General features: G+C 51.7%; 12 protein-coding genes and 1 tRNA gene. 5 read left to right on the plus strand and 8 right to left on the minus strand.

Features of this window, described 5'->3' with window-relative positions; genetic code table 11:
• Nucleotides 1-151: 151 nt before the first annotated feature.
• The gene (mlaA, locus tag M8014_RS00920; RefSeq protein ID WP_271280703.1) at nt 152-904 is read right to left on the minus strand and encodes a phospholipid-binding lipoprotein MlaA; all 753 of its coding nucleotides are present in this window, start codon (nt 902-904) and stop codon (nt 152-154) included.
• A 316-nt stretch (nt 905-1,220) separates the two neighbouring features.
• Between mlaA and M8014_RS00925 the strand changes: the two genes are divergently transcribed.
• Nucleotides 1,221-2,147, plus strand: coding sequence for a formate/nitrite transporter family protein (locus tag M8014_RS00925; RefSeq protein ID WP_271280704.1), 927 nt, complete (start codon nt 1,221-1,223; stop codon nt 2,145-2,147).
• Between the two features lie 75 nt (nt 2,148-2,222).
• Nucleotides 2,223-2,294 (plus strand) — tRNA-Arg (locus M8014_RS00930).
• Between the two features lie 164 nt (nt 2,295-2,458).
• On the opposite strand, the gene M8014_RS00935 is transcribed toward M8014_RS00930, so the two are convergent.
• Genes M8014_RS00935 through M8014_RS00965 form a run of 7 tightly spaced genes read right to left on the minus strand, consistent with a single transcriptional unit; the run spans nt 2,459 to nt 13,103 of the window.
• Nucleotides 2,459-2,641: a hypothetical protein gene (locus tag M8014_RS00935; protein ID WP_271280705.1), complete on the minus strand. Its 183-nt coding sequence runs from the start codon at nt 2,639-2,641 to the stop codon at nt 2,459-2,461.
• Between the two features lie 57 nt (nt 2,642-2,698).
• A complete protein-coding gene (locus M8014_RS00940) occupies nt 2,699-6,142 on the minus strand; it encodes an ImcF-related family protein (RefSeq protein WP_271280706.1) in 3,444 nt (1,147 codons plus the stop codon).
• 5 nt (nt 6,143-6,147) lie between these two features.
• Nucleotides 6,148-7,578, minus strand: coding sequence for a hypothetical protein (locus M8014_RS00945; protein WP_271280707.1), 1,431 nt, complete (start codon nt 7,576-7,578; stop codon nt 6,148-6,150).
• Nucleotides 7,578-7,841, minus strand: coding sequence for a PAAR domain-containing protein (locus M8014_RS00950; RefSeq protein WP_271280708.1), 264 nt, complete (start codon nt 7,839-7,841; stop codon nt 7,578-7,580). The genes M8014_RS00945 and M8014_RS00950 overlap by 1 nt, the downstream gene beginning before the upstream one ends.
• Nucleotides 7,842-7,855: 14 nt before the next feature.
• Nucleotides 7,856-9,778, minus strand: a complete 1,923-nt coding sequence (locus M8014_RS00955; protein WP_271280709.1) for a T6SS effector phospholipase Tle3 domain-containing protein — start codon at nt 9,776-9,778, stop codon at nt 7,856-7,858.
• Nucleotides 9,778-10,605: a T6SS immunity protein Tli3 family protein gene (locus M8014_RS00960; protein ID WP_271280710.1), complete on the minus strand. Its 828-nt coding sequence runs from the start codon at nt 10,603-10,605 to the stop codon at nt 9,778-9,780. The genes M8014_RS00955 and M8014_RS00960 overlap by 1 nt, the downstream gene beginning before the upstream one ends.
• Entirely contained in the window at nt 10,602-13,103 is a 2,502-nt protein-coding gene (locus tag M8014_RS00965) for a DUF2345 domain-containing protein (protein WP_271280711.1), read from the minus strand. The genes M8014_RS00960 and M8014_RS00965 overlap by 4 nt, the downstream gene beginning before the upstream one ends.
• Before the next feature lie 798 nt (nt 13,104-13,901).
• On the opposite strand from M8014_RS00965, the gene M8014_RS00970 reads away from it, so the two are divergent.
• The 3 genes from M8014_RS00970 (at nt 13,902) to M8014_RS00980 (ending at nt 17,954) form a co-directional block, all read left to right on the plus strand.
• Entirely contained in the window at nt 13,902-14,642 is a 741-nt protein-coding gene (locus M8014_RS00970) for a carbonic anhydrase (RefSeq protein ID WP_271280712.1), read from the plus strand.
• A gap of 250 nt (nt 14,643-14,892) precedes the next feature.
• Nucleotides 14,893-16,368, plus strand: a complete 1,476-nt coding sequence (dtpD, locus tag M8014_RS00975) for a dipeptide permease DtpD (protein WP_271280713.1) — start codon at nt 14,893-14,895, stop codon at nt 16,366-16,368.
• Nucleotides 16,369-16,676: 308 nt separating this feature from the next.
• On the plus strand, nt 16,677-17,954 hold the full coding sequence (locus M8014_RS00980; protein ID WP_271280714.1) for a PTS ascorbate transporter subunit IIC: 1,278 nt from the start codon (nt 16,677-16,679) through the stop codon (nt 17,952-17,954).
• Nucleotides 17,955-17,980: the final 26 nt, after the last annotated feature.

Genomic DNA, 17,980 nt, shown 5'->3' on the forward strand with positions numbered 1-17,980 from the left:
AATCGTAACGGGATACCAGATCAAGAGCCTGTCCAATGTGCATAAAAAAATCCGGAAACGAGTGAACATTTCCGGATTCTTACACAGCCACTGGATCGATCAACCGATCCTTAACTGATCGGCATTAGAGCGCGATGCTCACCTTTTTTATTTATTCCGCATCAATCTCAGAGAGATTATTCTCGATCGCTTTCGCGTTCGGATTTTCTTCCGGTTTCAACTTACCGCCGTTGGCAATAAAGTCGTGGTTCTGGAAGTAGGCTTCACGCACCAGGATGTACGGATCGGAAGACTGACGCAGCAAGCCGTCGGAATCCAGCAGTTGCGCACGCGACTCCACGCCTTCCAGGGTCCATTTACCCACCGACAGCGGCCAGGTCAGCCATGACAGTACCGGGTAGAGGGTATCGGCCATATCGCCGCCGTCATCACGCAGGGTGAAGCTGCCATAGAACGGCAGATGCACGTACGGGCCGTAACCCACATCGTAATGACCTAACGTACTGCCGAAGCGGTGCGGCTGTTCGCGCTGCAGCTTTGGATTCGCCATTCCGGCCACGTCAATAAAGCCGCCCATCCCCAGCAGAGTATTCAGGAAGAAGCGCGTAAAATGCACCATCCCCTGATAGGGATCACCCTGCAGGAAGAAGTTCGCCATCACCGCCGGCTCTTCCAGGTTGCTGGTGAAGTTGCTCAAACCGTTACGGGCAGGCTGGGGAACATAATCACGCCATGCAACCGCAACCGGGCGCACCAGATAAGGATCCAGCACGTTATAGTTAAAGTTGTACATGGAGCGGTTAAATCCTTCCAAAGGATCGGAGCGCCCCTGTTGCTCGCCGGAGCTGGCACAGCCCACAAGCAATGTGGTGCCCAGCGCAAGCGCCGACAGCCGAAGTTTCATATCTTTCTCCCTGTTAAGTATGGCTCTCTTCAAAAGCCATCCGTAACGGAGCTTTTGCGCTCCGCCTGTAAACATGCAAGTGATTGTATCAGCACGTTTACTGATGTTCACGAACACAATCGCGGGCAGCGTTCACCGCTTTTATGATCTCAGAATAGCCTGGCTTACCGTTTTCGGTTGGCTGGCAATTTTATACGCGCTTTGCCGCTGAAGTATCGCCTTTATTGCCTTATGAAGAATTTAAGAGCATCCCCAAGGGAGACAGGATAAAAACCGCTACGCTTAAGGTTATCTGCTCCGCTGTGGAAATACCGTAATGGACGAACTAAAAGACGAAAAGATCGATAAACATACCGAAGAGCTGGAAGTCGAAAGTGAAGAGAAAAGCCGGGGCAAGAAAATAGAAGTGGATGAAGATCGTCTCCCCTCGCGCGCCATGGCTATTCATGAACATATTCGCCAGGACGGCGAGAAAGAGCTGGAACGCGATGCGATGGCGCTGTTCTGGTCGGCGATTGCCGCCGGGCTATCAATGAGTGCCTCCCTGCTGGCGAAAGGCATTTTTCACGTCCAGTTTGAAGGCATCCCTGGCGGACTGGTACTGGAGAACCTGGGCTATACGTTTGGCTTTGTGATCGTGATTATGGCGCGCCAGCAGCTGTTTACCGAGAACACCGTCACCGCCGTGCTGCCGGTGATGCATAGCCCGACCTGGGGCAATTTTGGCCTGCTGATGCGCCTGTGGGGCGTGGTGCTACTGGGCAATATTATCGGCACAGGCGTCGCGGCATGGGCGTTTGAATATATGCCCATCTTTGACGAACCCACCCGCGATGCGTTTGTGAAGATCGGGATGGGGGTGATGGAGAACAGTCCGTCAGAGATGTTCTCAAACGCCATTATCTCCGGCTGGATCGTCGCCACCATGGTATGGATGTTCCCGGCAGCCGGTTCGGCAAAAATCGTGGTTATCATCTTAATGACCTGGCTTATCGCGCTGGCCGATACCACCCATATTGTGGTGGGTACGGTAGAAATTTTATATCTGGTGTTTAACGGCACCCTGCACTGGAGCGAGTTCTTCTGGCCGTTTGCGCTGCCCACCCTCGCGGGCAATATTTGCGGCGGGACCTTTATTTTTGCCCTTCTTAGCCATGCGCAGATTCGTAACGACATGTCCAACAAGCGCAAGGCCGAGATGAAAGCCAGGGAGCAAGAGGCAAAAGACAAAAAATCCGCTTGAGTGGCGACACTTTAAGCAATCAGGCGGCGATGCGCTTAACGCCCTGTATAAATGGCGTTATACTCGTGCCGCTTCGTCCCCTTAGTTAAATGGATATAACGAGCCCCTCCTAAGGGCTAGTTGCAGGTTCGATTCCTGCAGGGGACAAATCCCGAGCGCGTTATCCCGCCATTTCCAGCCAATAGCATTCCCGGCTACGATCCTAAGTCTCTCTTTTCGCTACTCTCCCGCCCACCAGCAGGTTCCAGAAAAATCATCGGAGAAAGTAAATGAAGAGATTCCTGATTGTTATGGTCTTAATCGCCCCGTGCTCAGCCATTGCCGGGGTTGTCTTTCACCCGGTAGAACGCGCTGCCGTGGTGGCGAATTCCGCCCACCCGGTGGCTGCCGCTACGGTAACCGCCCAGGCAAGAAACCACCGCGCAGCGCGAGTGGATGCGGTGAGCTGTAACGACGGTCGCTGCGTGCAGCACGGCAACGTCGTTCGCTAACACCCTGGAGCTCCAGAATTCTGGGGCTCAATTTAATTACTGACAGCCCAGACGACATACTCACTCTAAGACTTTCACTACGACTGGATATTTCATCATCTCCACTCCCCCGTCCATGTCACTGTTACCCCTGTTGGCCATCAGCACCTGAGCCATAGCCGTGCTGTCGACGTTGAATATCTGATCCGGCAGCGTGAAGCCACGCAATGCCAGTAACGCCAGTGGACCACTGCCCAGTTGTGAGCGCAGCACCCACTGCAGGGTTCGACCATCAGGCGCGGTGAAGCTCATCATCCACTGGCTGCTATCAAGCTGCTGACGTTTACCCTGCTCCAGCCAGCGAATAAAGCCCCAGGTTCCGCTGTAGTCCCCGAACAGACGTGCTCCGGCATTAACGGTGCTCCAGGTCAGCATGGTCCCTGGCTTGTAAGTATCCCCCGGCCAGCGGAAGGACTGCCAGTCAGCCATCTGGTTAAAGTAGTGCAACTTTTGTCCATCAATGATCAGTTGCGTTTCCACCACCTGCGTTACAGGACGGGCCTGCAGTTCGAAATTGATGCCCTGACTGCCGTCGGTAAACAGGATATCTGACAGCTGACTCAGCTGGTTAATGGCCCGCAGGAAGGCCGGGTTAAAGCTCAGGCCCTGGCTGTTAACTTTATCCGGTACCCACTGGCTGCCCTCTTTATGCAGCACACCGCTGAGTTCCGTCGCAAGGAAGCGCTCAATACGTCCGCTGTCCTTGCGCACAAATTCAGCCAGCATTGGCAAAGATGCATCACTGTTGCTGACAGCAAACGGGAAACGTCCGTCAAATGCCGTGTGCCAGTTCGCCACGACCGAGCGGTGCCATTTGTCATTCAGGCTGGCTGCCGACGGCTGAAGTACCGTTTTCCAGGCCTGGGTCAGTGGCTGAACGAACATTGTGTTGCCGAACCCACTCCATTCTTCACCCAGACTCGCGGAAATCAGACTGCCGTACTGTTGGGTATCAATGAGGTCCACGCTTTTACCCTGGAATACGGTTTGCGCCAGGGTCTGCATCATCTCCTGCGGGTCTGAAGCGCTCGCAATCTGTTGCAGGCGCAGACGCACGCGGGTGATACGGGTCAGGTACGTCTGCAGGCTCATTGAGTTGTCAGCCGACATCAGGTTACTGCCCTTATTTTTGCCTGTCAGGGTCAGCAGCGGACCAAAGGTTTCATCCAGCGGTCCCTGTGGACCTGACGCGGACTGGTCAATCGCGGGCTTGTCTTTCCCACCCACCAGCTCTTTGGCCGATTTGATGATGGAGTCCGAAATACCTTCGTTCTGCTGCCCGGTCTCCCCCTGCCATGCAAGAGTATTCATCAGGGCGATCAGCGGCGACTGGCGGACATCACTCATCAGCGTCAGCTGGTCGGTAACGTCTGCGATGTTATTCGCTGGATTAAGTCGCAGGCTGTTAAGAAAGCTCAGCCAGCTGCCGGCAAAATCGGTGAAATAACGCTGGGTCAGACGCGCTTTCAGAACTTCCGGCGACAGCTCTGAAGAGACGGCTTTTCGGCTGTCGCTCAGCACCCAGTCGATTTCATCCCGACGGGAACTGGCCGCCTTTTCGATAGCCGGTTGAATGCTCCTTTCCCAGGCCTGGCGGGTGAACATGCCTGGCACAACCTCCTCGGTGATGAACAGTCGCCGCGCATCGGTACCGTTGGTCATGTCTTCCAGAGATACATCGGCAAAGTTACGGCGCACGGATTTGAGCATGTTCTCATACAGGGTGCTTTCAGCATTGCGACGGCCAATCTGCTGCAACAGCACCTGGCGGCTCTGGCTGACGAGTTGCGCATCCGGCGTGATTTTCCACTGCGGCTGCGTTGGCAGTTCGGAGATGTAGAAGGCCCACAAATCCGGTGACAAGCTTTGCCACAGGCCGGTTGAAATGCCCATCCGTGTCGGCTGCACGGTTTGCATAGTCTGCCCGTAGAATGCGCCATCAGCTTTATCTGGACGGGCCATCATCAGCCAGGCTTTCAGTTGGTCATAGCCCGGCTTTGCCAGTTGTGCCCGCAGGTCGCTGCCGGGTGTAGAGTCTGCCAGCGCGCTGAGTTTCTGCGTCAGGGTGGCATTTGCCGGGTCGCGCATCAGGCGGTTGTTCGCCACGCCGTACCAGGGCAGCATCGTGTTGAACAGCTGCTGGTTATGGTCCAGACCGAAGCGCTGATACCAGGGCGCACCGTCCTGAATGTAGTGCTGCAGGCGGCCGGCATCATTACGCAGATTATGCAGGGCCGTCAGCTGGTAATCCGATATGGAAGGATGCTCCACCAGGGCATGAGCCTGCTGCGCAACGGAGACAATCTGCAGCCGGTTAACCGCAAACGACAGCAGCGTTCCCGCCCCCCAGATCCCGATAATGGTCATCAGCGCCCAGGCGAGCGTCCGTTCCCAGACCATACCGACACGCAGTCCCCGTACACGGATGCAGTCTTCAACGATACCTTGCCAGGTTAACGGCAGAGTCAGCGCATGACGTTGGGATTCCGGGACATATTTCTCAGCATCGGCTGCTCCCTCTGACAGATCGGCCGACTTATTCTCCGGCAGGCTGAATATCAGGCCCCGCAGCGGAACGCGCTGCTGGGAGACTGAGAGCCATGGCACCAGTTGCTGAGCCCAACGGGCGATACCGCCGTCGTGAAGGTGCCGGCCCAGGCGCAGCAGGAAGTCGTGGTTGTTGTTCTCAGCGATCTGACTCATCCCCTGCGTCCGTAGACCCGGCAGCATCAGCTCAAGCTGACGGGTAATATCGTCTTCTTTTGCACGTAGCGGAAAGCTTGCCCCTACCGCCTGCTCAGGGCGTTTCGTCTGCGACCAGTCACTGTCGCACAGTTTCCAAAGCCAGACTGGGGCGGAATAGCGCAGCAGTTCACTGATTTTTTCCAGCCCGCGAAGGTCGTTGTCGCTGATTTTTGGCGTCAGATTAAGCGACTCAGGGATCACCCGGACAATCCCGTCCAGTGGACGTCCACAGCGCAATTTACGCAGCGCGATATATTTTTCCTTATCAGGCTTAGCAGTCAGGCTGCCGCCGTAAATCAGAACGGTACGGTTACCTTCAAGCCACTGGCTTTCCTGCAGGCCTAGTACCAGTCGTTCGATTGCCGCCTCATCGCCCGTGATCAGCAGCAACTGCACCCTACGCTGCCAGAAGAACGAGTAACGCCTCCTGAGATGCTTGCGGAGTGCTAAAAAATCATAATGATCCGACGTTATTTCTTCAGAGTGATTGTTTTCGCCATCAGGCGTAACAGGAGAAGGGATTTGTTGCCAGGACAGCGTAAAAAACATCAGGGTGCACAATGTGGCGGTCAGAATGATGAAACCTGTCAGCGCATACCAGAAATTATCGTCACCACTACCAGAGGGTAATTGCGTTGTCTGAGCAAAAACAAAGAGTATCATCAGCAGGACTGCCACGATGAGTAGTCCTGCTCCCAGTAGCTTTGAAACCTTTTTCATGCCGGTTATTCCTTTCCGGAGTGTCGTGCAGCCCTGATAAATTCTGGGCGCTGAAGACGGGCTATAACTCGTCTCAGCAAAATGGCCAGCCCAGGCAATGTCACTACCAGTGACAGCAGAAGAAAAGCGATCCCTGACCAGGAGAATGCCGTCGAAGGGAAATAGTGGATCATCAGGCTGTACACCCCGGTATTAAGCAGTAATGCCATCAGAACAGAACCCCCGGGAAAGGGTGGCTGAATAACGAAATGATCATGCCCGACTGCGGGGGCTGCGTTTCCGAGCGCCACTGCCCAGGCATCACCTTCACCTTCGAGAAGAAGCCACTGGCAGGCGGGGCCATAAGCTGCCATTTCAACCGCAGCCCCAATCATTGCCCACCCAGCAAGATCGACATACCGGGCACATGCAGTGTCATAGTCAATGACACCGCCAGTTCCAATGCCATCGCAAAGAGGAACCGACAGATCGTTCAGCACCCTTCTCATTGACTGCCGTGGTGCATCTGACAGTCCACTGTGCCAGACAAGGTGTTTCTTGCTGGCAGGCGTGAGGGCCATATCCCGTAATTCACTGAGTTCCGTTGCAAGCGCACGGGTGTTGAGCGGCATCGCCCGGAAAAGCCGTAACGCATTTTTTCCTTCCCCCTGATTTAGCATCGACGGATGCACCATAAACAACGCGCTGGCAAATTCAGGCAGAACATCATCGGGTAACCGATAGTGCATCGCCAGTACCAGTACGGGGCGTTTTGTTGACCCCACAAACTGATTCCAGCCATCAAGGTATGAGTCTCCGTCCTGAAAATGAATTTCAACCTTCCAGAGTGGGGAACCTGCTGACCAGATACGATGGAATGACTGAGATTCACGGTCTTTGTCGATACCGTTGGTCTGAACAATAATCTGGAGCGGGCCGGAAGGAAATCGCCGCCGAATCGAGGGCATTATCTGAGCAAGGAGATGACGAAGTAGTTGCTCAAACCGTGTAATGCCGGGCGTAAGGGGGTGTTCCGGCAACAACGTTAAAGGCGGTGTTTCCGCACTATCCCCTTCTTGTGAATGTGCAAGACGAGACAGCAATCCCGTGTCTGCAGCGATGAAAACATGATTGAGAATGACAAGATGCTGGTGCGCGCGTAAGCGCCACTTCAGATGCGTGTTTCGGCACCACTCATTCCAGTTCCAGACACGGATTGCCTGCGTTTCCCAGCAAAAACTGTATATCGCGATGACCGCCGAAATGCCCGCAAATGTCTGAGTCGTCAGTGGCAACCAGGTCCCACTGCTCAATGAAGGTAATCCTGTCGTGGGTGATTTCAGTATTGCAACAAGCAGCCCAATGAAGAGACCGAGAATAATAATCAACAGACAGATCCACGGTGACCAGGCCGGTGCCTGCTCTTTTACAGATACCTTCGGCAGAGACCATCCCATTAGCCAACCTCCATATCCTGCATGCTTGCGATAACGCTCGCGCCGCACTGCGCTTTGCAGCCATGCAATACAATGCCTCGACCGTTTTCTTCATAGGCAGAAATATCACACTCAATGATTTTGTTTGTGCCATGCTCTGGGCAACTGACAGTATCATTCAAAAGAGCGGCATTTTTACCGGATATATCGAAACTGGATGAGGCTGAGTTTACTTTACCGCCATGCGTAGTGGCGTCTCCTAAAACGACGACATATTTTCCCATTACATTAATTCCTTTTACCAGTGGCTTTTAGATACAGGCCGTCCCATGCTGCGAGTTTTTTGCATAGTCACATCATAAGTAGATTCATCATTTATGATGTCAGGCTTTTTAGGGATATCCAGCACCCCCTTTTCCATATAACTGTCATATCCTTGTGTCCAGTCAGCCATAGCTCTCAATTTTGCCATAAAAGCTTTATTACGACTGGCATCACAAAAACCAATCGGAATATCATAGGCAACAACCCGGCTCATAAACATTTCGTTCCTGGGCAAAGTGCTGTGATCTGTTGGCTGGGAGATATATTTACCCACTCTGATATTTCGCTCTTCTACCGTTTCACGGCGATAATGAGGAATCTGAGTGAAATCCGACTGTTCATACCCTGTTAAAATTTGTTCAAATGGATACAGGTTAATGTAGTTTTGATAGGTGTCATCATTAGGAATATTGAGATTATATTTATCATGCTCTTCTTTATTTAATTGCCCCCAGCCATAACCATATTTTTCCCCAGGTCTCTCATCCTTGTTATTACGAGTTTCATCAAGCTCAGCAAGTTTATCCGCAGGAATCGGTGCAAGAACTTTTTCACCGTTAATATCCAGAGTCCAGTATCCTGGATTGTTATAGGTTAACCAGTCACCATCATCATCCCAGAACGGTTTACCATCCGTTGGCGTAAAAGAAGTTCTGGGGTTCGGCGCATCTCCGCAAGGTAACCAGCGTGCCAGAATGCGTTGATACAGATGCCCCTTATGCTGTTCAAGCATCGGGTGAGGAGTGCCGTCAGGACTGTTTTTCAACCCCTGCCAGCCAAGACTCAGGAGTGGACTGGCCCCCATTACCCTATCATGAGGATTACAGTAAATATAAAACCGGCCATGATTATCACGCTCCGGGACTCTTGCCTCACTGCCCGGAGAAGATAATGTGACATCCGGTGTCCAGCGTTTTTTATCGTCCGTTTTGCCCACACACAATGCATTATAATCTTCCGGCTTTAACACTCCGGCCTGTGCTGCAATTTTATCTACGATAGCGGATAAAGTTTGGTCACGGGCATTATCGGAGGAAACCTCCTCCGCAAGCAGAGCCAGACTGTCTGTTGTTTTGGCTTCCATGGCATACGGAGAATTAAGAATAAATAACGCATCAGGTGCTTTTTTAGCCAGGGTTGTTGCCGCCATAGCAATCATCGTTCCCTGACTGTGGGAAATGATACTCACCGTATCGTGGGGGTATTTTTCACGAATTAAATCCACTAAATCAGCAAGGCGTTTCGCTGCATGAGCGTAGTACTCTCTGGGTGGAGCATCAGTCAGCAGGCGATCCAGGTCAGGCGCAAATTGTTGCACAGACACAACACCCAGTACTTTTGATTTAAACCCTTCTTTACTCCATAGCGACACCAATTGGGTCGTTCCATTCTGGAAGGGACCACCGCCCCAGAAGAAAGGCCCTTTTTGGCGAATATCTGACTCTGAAATACCCTCAGCAAGAAGTTGGTGATAATCCTCATTACGAATATTGACCAAAGGAATTTTATACTTACCCTCTTCTCCATCCTCAGAACGATATCCCCAATAAAATCGTATCACCGGAGATCGCCCTTCATGCACTAGCCGTCTAAACCCTTTGTCGGCAGACCCACTATCGCAGCTATACACATTTTCTTGTAACTTAAAGTTGGTGTCATTAAGCCCCAGTCGAGCATTTAATCCCGTGCAAATGTTTTTTTCTGCAATCTCATACCATTCACCAGTGGAGTTGACTCCATGAACAAAAATAACAATCCCCGGTAAATGTGGTGGTATCTGACATTCTCCACGTACCTTCACTGATTTAGGCGACGTAAAGCTTTTCCAGGAAGGACGTCCATTATCATCGATGCAGGTCTCCAGTATCCGGGTTGGTTCAGTATTATGCTCATTCATTATCCCACCGACCTTTTAAATTTTACAAACCGAATTTTTGTTGGTTTAACAGTGCTATCGCAATGAAAACGGATATCATATTTTCTATTTTTTAAGCTTTCTTTGTTAAATTTGACATCTCTGTTTTCAGTAACGTTTTGGGTCAGACTTGCGACCCCAGTAAGCTCACCATAATCAAAAGGAACTATTTTTAATCCATAAGCGTAATTATCACCTCTATAGAAAGCACTATTATCGACAGTGAAAACAGTACCACTATTAGGATGGCTTGATGATCTATCATAAATTCGATCATAAAATGTTCTGCCCTCATCAGTTGAAACCATAGCCCCCTGATAACACCCCAGATTATTATCGCATCCGCTCCATGTGTTATTGACATATGGAAATGCTAACGCCCCATTTGTGGCGTCATAGAGCAATATTCCACCATAGGCCATAATACCATTTTCTACATTTTTTAACTGAATCTGTTCATCACCTACCAGGTAGTTCTTTATAAGTGTTCCATCATCCTTACGATAGTCACGATTTACAGTATCAACCCTTGTTTTTATCCCCATCTTCGTATCATGGTAATAAATCTGTCCGCTTTTATCGCAGGCGATATAGTTCTCTAGTGTAAGAAAACGGTGATCGTCAATTCTGAATACCACCTGCGGGGGAGCATCTGTCACCACGACTCTGTCGTCATTATCTGCTTTTACCGGGCGAGCCATTCCATAGCCAAAACTCCCACCGACCGTGGGTAAATTAGATAAGATAAACAGTCCAAGAATAAAAAAAGAACAAACAACCCCAATGATAACTAACGTTTTAGTCTTCATTTAATTACCCTCTCCAGCCAGGTGATTTCCATGTCATCAGTCACTTGCGATTGCATTAAAGATGTTTCACCTGACCCGGATGTAACGCCGTCAATTAATTTTCCGCCGGGTAATTTAATGCGATATCGCTGATTTGATAATGGTTCTTGTGTCAGGCTATGCGTTAACTTGAATTTCTCAGTAAAGCTTTCAGGTTCAAAAGACTTCATCGCCCTCTGCAGGCTGCCTGACCCCGCTTTCCTGATGCCGGTGTTCTTAATGAGCAGTTTGCCCGGCCCGCCAATCTCAACATTCCCGCCCTTGATTCTGATATAGCCGCCACCGCAGACCAGCGTCAGTTCATCCTGCGCCGTCACCACCAGTCGCTTCCCGCTCGAAATATGTGTGTCCTGCGTCGACCAGGTGGTGATATTTCCGCCCTGCGCCTGAATATCAATATCATTATGGGAGCTGAACAATTTGGCCCCTTCACGGCTGTACAGGCTGAGTTGCATGCCGGCCGCCAGCGTAAAGTCCTTCTGCACCCCGATATCCAACTGTTTACCCGCCGTCAGCGTCAGGTTATCGCTGGCCGACAGCTGCATGTCTTCTCCGCTCACCAGCGCCATGCCCTTTGGTGCACTGCCCAGGATAACCTCCGCATGCAGCTGTTCAATTTTCTGTTTAAGCAGTTTTTGCTGGCGACTGACATCGGCCGCCAGTGCCTGAGCCTGTCGAGCACTGGCGGCAAGGGACTCCATTTCCACCAGGGCCGCTGAAAGTCGTGCGAGTGCCGGCTCCATATCCAGCACCGGACCCTGTGCTTTCGCCTGCCCGTCTGCGCTGATAAACAGCCCTTTCTGCGCACGTATCGCACCCCAGCTGTCGGTTCTGATTTCAAAACCCTCACCACGTTTTTGTTTTTCGCTGTCGACAAGATGCCCAAGATTCAGCTGGCTCTTGCCGCCGTATTCAGTGGAGACCTTGATATGTTCCTGGCCGCGGCTGTCATCGAGGCGGATTTTGTTGTTCGCCGGCGTGCGCAGGACGTTACGTTTGTAGTTGCGGATGGTGATGTGGTCGCCGTGGGCCGAGTCATGCAGCACCCCGGAGATGTAGGGTCTGTCCGGATTACCGTCCTCAAAGCTAATCGCCACTTCGGTGCTCGCCAGCAGCGGCAAGTGCAGGCCGTAGGTATCACCTGCGTATTGGCGGGACTGACGGACCCACAGACTCTCGAACCCGGTTTCCCAATTATCACGGTCAAACAGCATGCTGATACGATAGCGGCCGTATTTATCGATATGGCCGTAGGTGTCATTTTCGGTGGTACTGGTGACGCGGGCCGGTAATGTCCCGGCCATCACCGGGCGTGGGCCAGGCTCTGGGCGGAAACTAAAATCAGTGCTGTCCGGGATACCATAGAAGTTAACGCCGAAATCTTCATCCCGCCGCGCATGGCTGTGCATCGCCGTGATGACCACACCCTGCGCAAACACCTCCGCCACTTCGTACCCACCGGTGACTTTCAGTACCCGACCTGGAGAGAGTATCGGGCAGCGGGTGATGGCGCGGGTCTGCGTCTGGCCATTCAGGTAGCGCTCGTGACGGATGCGGGCGTAAAACGTCCCGGACTCCGTAGCAGGATTGCGGTCATAGTGACTTCCCGGCGTCAGGTAGTTATCCGCATAGTGATAGGCATCACCGTAGGTGGTGGCATCCCCGCGAGTCACATCGACCTGGGTGTTCATGTCATCCGTGGCCTGGCGGTAGTTGTAATCACAGGTACTGACCTGCTTCTGCACCACGTTATGGTGGCTCTCTGTGCCCCAGACCGAGTCTACCCCTTCTGAATGCTGTCCTGATGGCGGAACCGATGGCAGCGTCAGGCCTTTTTCATACCCCTGCTGACCGTCGTAAAACTCCACTACGTCGATGTTCAGACGCGTGTCGGTGGTGAAACGGAACCAGATGCCGACCTCACCCAACAGGCGGGTGATGAAGCGCAGGTCGTCCTCGCCGTACTGCATCACCTGCTCCCGACGCGGGTACTCTTTTGCAAGCGAGAACAGAAAATCCTGACCGCGCATGTTGTGGCGCTCGCGCAGGATTTTTTCCACGATTTGTGGCACTGACATATCCTGATAAATGGCGTTCTGGTGCGAACGGTCAAGCAGTGCAAGGCGTGGCCGGAGCGTCAGGGCGTAGTGGGTTTCATCCCTGGAGGTGCTGAGGCGCTCAAAGCCGGTCACCACCCCCTGAAGGGTGCGCACGGCCTGCTGCATTCTGATGCCATAACCCTGGTCAACCGGAGCCTGTAAAGTCAGCGAACCGGCCTTCATCAGCATCATCTCTTTGCTGATGGCATGGTCGGCGCTGGTGAACTCGATACGGTAGCTGAACGGTTTACTCAGCGCTTCATCGCCTTCAAACGCCAGTACATCGAGCTCTGCTTCACATCCCTTCACCGCCAGCAGGTGATGGTTATGGCTGAATCTTATCGCGGGAATAGTGGTCATGTTAACGTCCTGTAAAACCATCATTTGAACCTGACCGGGATATGCTACCGCCCTTCGCCAACCCCCAGGCGCATCAGTTCATCTCCATAACCCGACACGCCTTAAGCCTGGATGCCGGGTGTTGTAAACAGCGCAACTCAGCCCCGTAGAGCTGTCCATAGTGAGTGGTGTAAGCCGAAGAATAACGGCTGAAGAAGCGAAATACCGTGCCGGGCAAGATTGAAATTTGCCCGGTTAGTCAAAGACAGGAATTATTTGTAATGCCCTGTGCAGGCGGAATTACAACCTCTAATAAATCATCAATAACATCTACCTGAACGATATTTTTGGCGAATAAATACAAATAACCCTCGCCCAATGAAAGAGATATACTGAATAACTTCCTGTAATAAATCGCAACGTCGCCAAGCTTATTCTTTTTTTAGAACAGATCAATATGGTATGAAGGGATAATCCGGATTCAGACAAGTAAAACCCTTGCCAGCTCGCGCCCCGACTGGCTTTGTTGATTTAGCATTACGTCTTATCTATTTTAATCACGCTAAGGGTATTAGCTACACAAGTTCACATCATGAATATAATCATCATGGTTTATTTGTTATTTACATATTTACGAACAAACCATTAATGCCAATACTCAGCATACCGCTAATCTACAGAGCCCTCTTTAAATACCCGTTTCGACTCTCATCAATTATCATTATCTTAACCGCCATTCCCCACCTGTTTTTACTATACCCACGCCACGTATTCCTTACATACTGCTGTAATACCTCGCTCCCTCTGCAGGACACGACAATGAAACCGTTGCCCCCCATCGAACCGCCGCGCCGGACCCTCCTCAAACAAACCTTTGCCGTTTCTGCTCTTGCTATCAGCGGACTGGCCGGTTTATCAGTGACCTCGGTTTCCTTTGCGGCGTCATTAAGCAAAGAACAGCGTGACAATATGACCCCGGAATCGGTGATCGAACATTTCAAACAAGGTAATTTGCGCTTCCTGGAAAATCGCCCGGTACAACATGATTATCTGGCGCAGAAGCGCAGCAGTCTCACAGGTCAGTATCCGATGGCGGTTATCCTGAGCTGTATTGACTCGCGCGCACCGGCAGAAATTATTCTCGATACCGGCATTGGTGAAACCTTTAATACCCGTATCGCCGGGAATATCAGCAGCCGCGATGTCCTGGCGAGTATGGAGTTTGCCTGCGCGGTTGAGGGGGCGAAAGTGGTTCTGGTGATGGGGCATACTCGCTGCGGTGCGATCCGCGGGGCGATAGAGAATGCTGAGTTAGGCAACCTGACGGGGCTATTAGAAGAAATCAAACCGGCGATTGAAAAGACGCAATACAGCGGTGAACGTAAGGGCAGTAATTATGATTTTGTCGATGCCGTTGCGAAGACGAATGTCGAACAAACTATCGACAACATTCACAAGAACAGCCCGGTATTAAAAGAGCTGGAAGATCAGCAGAAAATCAAAATTGTTGGCAGCCTGTATCATCTTGATGGCGGCAAGGTCGATTTTTTTGCATCCTGAGCAATAACCGATTGTGTTGAAAAAACGCTCCCCCCGGCGTTATGCCGACGCTGCCACCCCCTCCCCCTTGCCGCGTTAACGCGGAATATCGCTGCGATTAGCGCTTCCCAAACAGCGTTTTTAATGTATATTTATGCACAAATACCGCATATTGAATTACGCCACTGCCTTAATCCTCGTGTTTAACACCATGAAAACACCGCAATGACGCATATTTAACCAGACGACAACTTCCGTTTCAGAAAAGACAATGAATAAACAATCATCACAGCCCCGCGCCATTTATTACATCGTTGCATTGCAAATCTGGGAATATTTCAGCTTTTATGGCATGCGTGCCCTGCTGATCCTGTATCTCACCAACCAGCTCAAGTACGAAGATAACCATGCTTACGCCCTGTTCAGCGCCTACTGTTCGCTGGTGTACGTCACCCCGATTCTGGGCGGCTACCTGGCGGATAAAGTACTCGGCAACCGAATGGCGGTGATGACAGGCGCCTTGTTGATGGCAATTGGCCATCTGGTACTGGGGGCCAGCGAGATCTCCTCGGCGTTCCTGTATCTGTCGCTGGCGATTATCGTCTGCGGTTACGGCCTGTTTAAATCCAACGTCAGCTGCCTGCTGGGTGAGCTGTATCAGACCGACGATCCGCGCCGCGACGGGGGCTTTTCCCTGCTGTACGCCGCGGGCAACATTGGCTCGATCGTTGCGCCGATTGCCTGCGGGTACGTGCAGCAGGAGTACAGCTGGGCGATGGGCTTTGCGCTGGCGGCGATCGGTATGTTTGCCGGGCTGATCATCTTTATGTGCGGCAAGCGCCACTTCGCGCATACCACCGGGGTCAATAAAGAGGTTCTGTGCGCCAAAAAAATGCTGATGCCGGTCTGGGCGTGGCTGTTAGTGCTGCTGGTGACCGCCCCGCTGCTGATCACGGTGTTGTTCTGGAAAGAGTGGGCCGTGTACGCGCTGATTGCCGCCACCGTCGTCGGGCTGGCGGTATTGTTAAAAATCTACCGTCAGGCGCAGACCCACGAGCAACGTAAGTCCCTGCAGCTGATCGTGGTGATGACCTTTTTCAGCCTTCTGTTCTGGGCCTTCGCCCAGCAGGGTGGCAGTTCAATCAGTCTGTATATCGACCGCTTTGTTAACCGCAATATTCTCGGATACGCCGTGCCGACTGCCATGTTCCAGTCAATCAATGCCTTTGCAGTGATGCTTTGCGGCGTGGTACTGGCATGGCTGGTGAAAGAGGGCGTGAGCGGCAATCGGGTTATCCGCCTGTGGGGTAAATTCGCGCTCGGGCTGGGCTTGATGAGTGCGGGGTTCTGCATTCTGACCTTAAGCGCGCACTGGTCGGCGACCCACGGCCAATCCTCGATGCCGCTGATGGTGCTTGGCCTGGCGGTGATGGGCTTTGCGGAGCTGTTTATCGATCCGGTGGCGATGTCGCAAATCACCCGCATTACGATCCCGGGCGTGACCGGGGTGCTGACAGGCATCTATATGCTGCTTTCCGGGGCGATTGCCAACTATCTGGCCGGAGTGATTGCCGATAGGACCTCGCAGGGAGCCTTTGATGCCTCCGGGGCTATCAACTACTCCATCAACGCCTATATTGATGTCTTCAGCGCCATTACATGGGGTGCGTTAGGGTGTGTCGCCGCGGTACTGGCGATCTTGCTGTACCAGACCTTTAAAGTCAGAACGCGGCCCCTGACTGCCTGATTCAATTATATCTGCCCTCAGCCCAACAAAACGCATTCGTTGTTTTGTTGGGCCACGCCAGCCTGAACCAGCTTTGTTTTTGTACGTATCCCTCTAATCCTTAAAAGCTTGTTAACACCATTATTACACGGCCTGCACAATTCCCAAACACAGTAATGAAACAATATTTCAAAATATTGCTAATTGCGTTTCTTTTGTGATTCAGCTATCAGATACCCCTTAAGCAGCAGTGCTAACATGCAGTTGTATTAATTAATAACGCTAATAACAAAGCACTAAATGATGTATAGCACTCCTAAGGAAAATTCATGGATATCTTGTTAGGGTTGGTCAAAACGCCAGCGGTCATTATTGCGATCGTCGCGTTCCTCGGTTTACTTTTTCAAAAGGCGTCTGTTTCCCGTTTAATTACAGGTACTGCGCTCTCTTTTATTGGCTTTACGATGATAAAAGTGGGCGGCAGTATTCTGATGAAAGTATTAACCGCCTTTAGCTCATTATTCTCAAAGGCCTTTGATATTGTCGGCGTGGTGCCGAGCAACGAAGCAATCATGGCGGCCACTATCGATAAACTGGGGGCAACCGCCGCGTTAATCCTGCTATTCTCGATGATTCTGAACATTATCCTGGCTCGCCTGACTCGATTTAAATTTATTTATCTGTCATTGCATCTGGTTTTATTTATGGCGTTTGCCTTAACCGCCGTATTGATGCAATTTGGATTTAGTAATTATCAGATGGTTATTATCTCTTCGCTGTTAATCGGCACCTATATGGCGGTTTCCCCTTGGGTTCTTAACCGCTTTAGCCGTCAGATTATCGGTTCAGACGAGTACGCCATTTCTCACGCGGCGATCTCTTCTTATATTATTGGCTCTTATATGGGGAAATGGTTCGGTAATAAAAGCACCGACACCGAACACCTGAATATCAGCAATAAGTTCGACTTTATCCGCGAGCCAAACATCGCCACCCTGCTCACCATGCTGGTGCTGCTGCTGATCTCCTGTATTTTTGCGACGACCCCTCAGGTTAAAGATGCCATGACCATGGTGTACGGCGCAGGTGCGGGTGATAAAAATGTGGTCATATTTATCCTTGAGCAGTCCGCGATTTTTGCCTGCGGTCTGTATCTGGCTAAAGCGGGCGTAAACCTGTTTACCGCCGAAATCGTTCCGGCCTTTAAAGGCTTTGCCCGGGTCTTTGCCCCAGGTGCCGTTCCTGCCGTTGATGTAATGGTGTTGTTTACCAAAGCGCCGAACGCCACGCTGATTGGCTTCCTGATTAGCTTCGTGGTGGAACTGGTCTGTATCCTGATCTTCCCGGTTATTGGCCTGCCCATCATTGTTCCGGGGATCATGGCAAGCTTCATCACCGGCGGTGCAGCCGCCATCTTTGGTAACGCCACCGGCGGGTTCCGTGGGGCAGTTATCGCCAGCGGTATCAACGGGTTACTGCTGTGCGTGCTGCCCGCGCTGACGCTGCCGATTTTCTCTCAACTCGGTGCACACGGTGTGACCTTCGCCGACCCGGACTTCACTATTCCATCGCTGATTCTGGACTATATCCTCAGACTCTTCAGCTAAGCGGACAGAGCCAAACCACACCCGGG

Origin of the sequence: Silvania hatchlandensis (genome assembly GCF_025564065.1) — a bacterium.
Classification (GTDB): domain Bacteria; phylum Pseudomonadota; class Gammaproteobacteria; order Enterobacterales; family Enterobacteriaceae; genus Enterobacter; species Enterobacter hatchlandensis.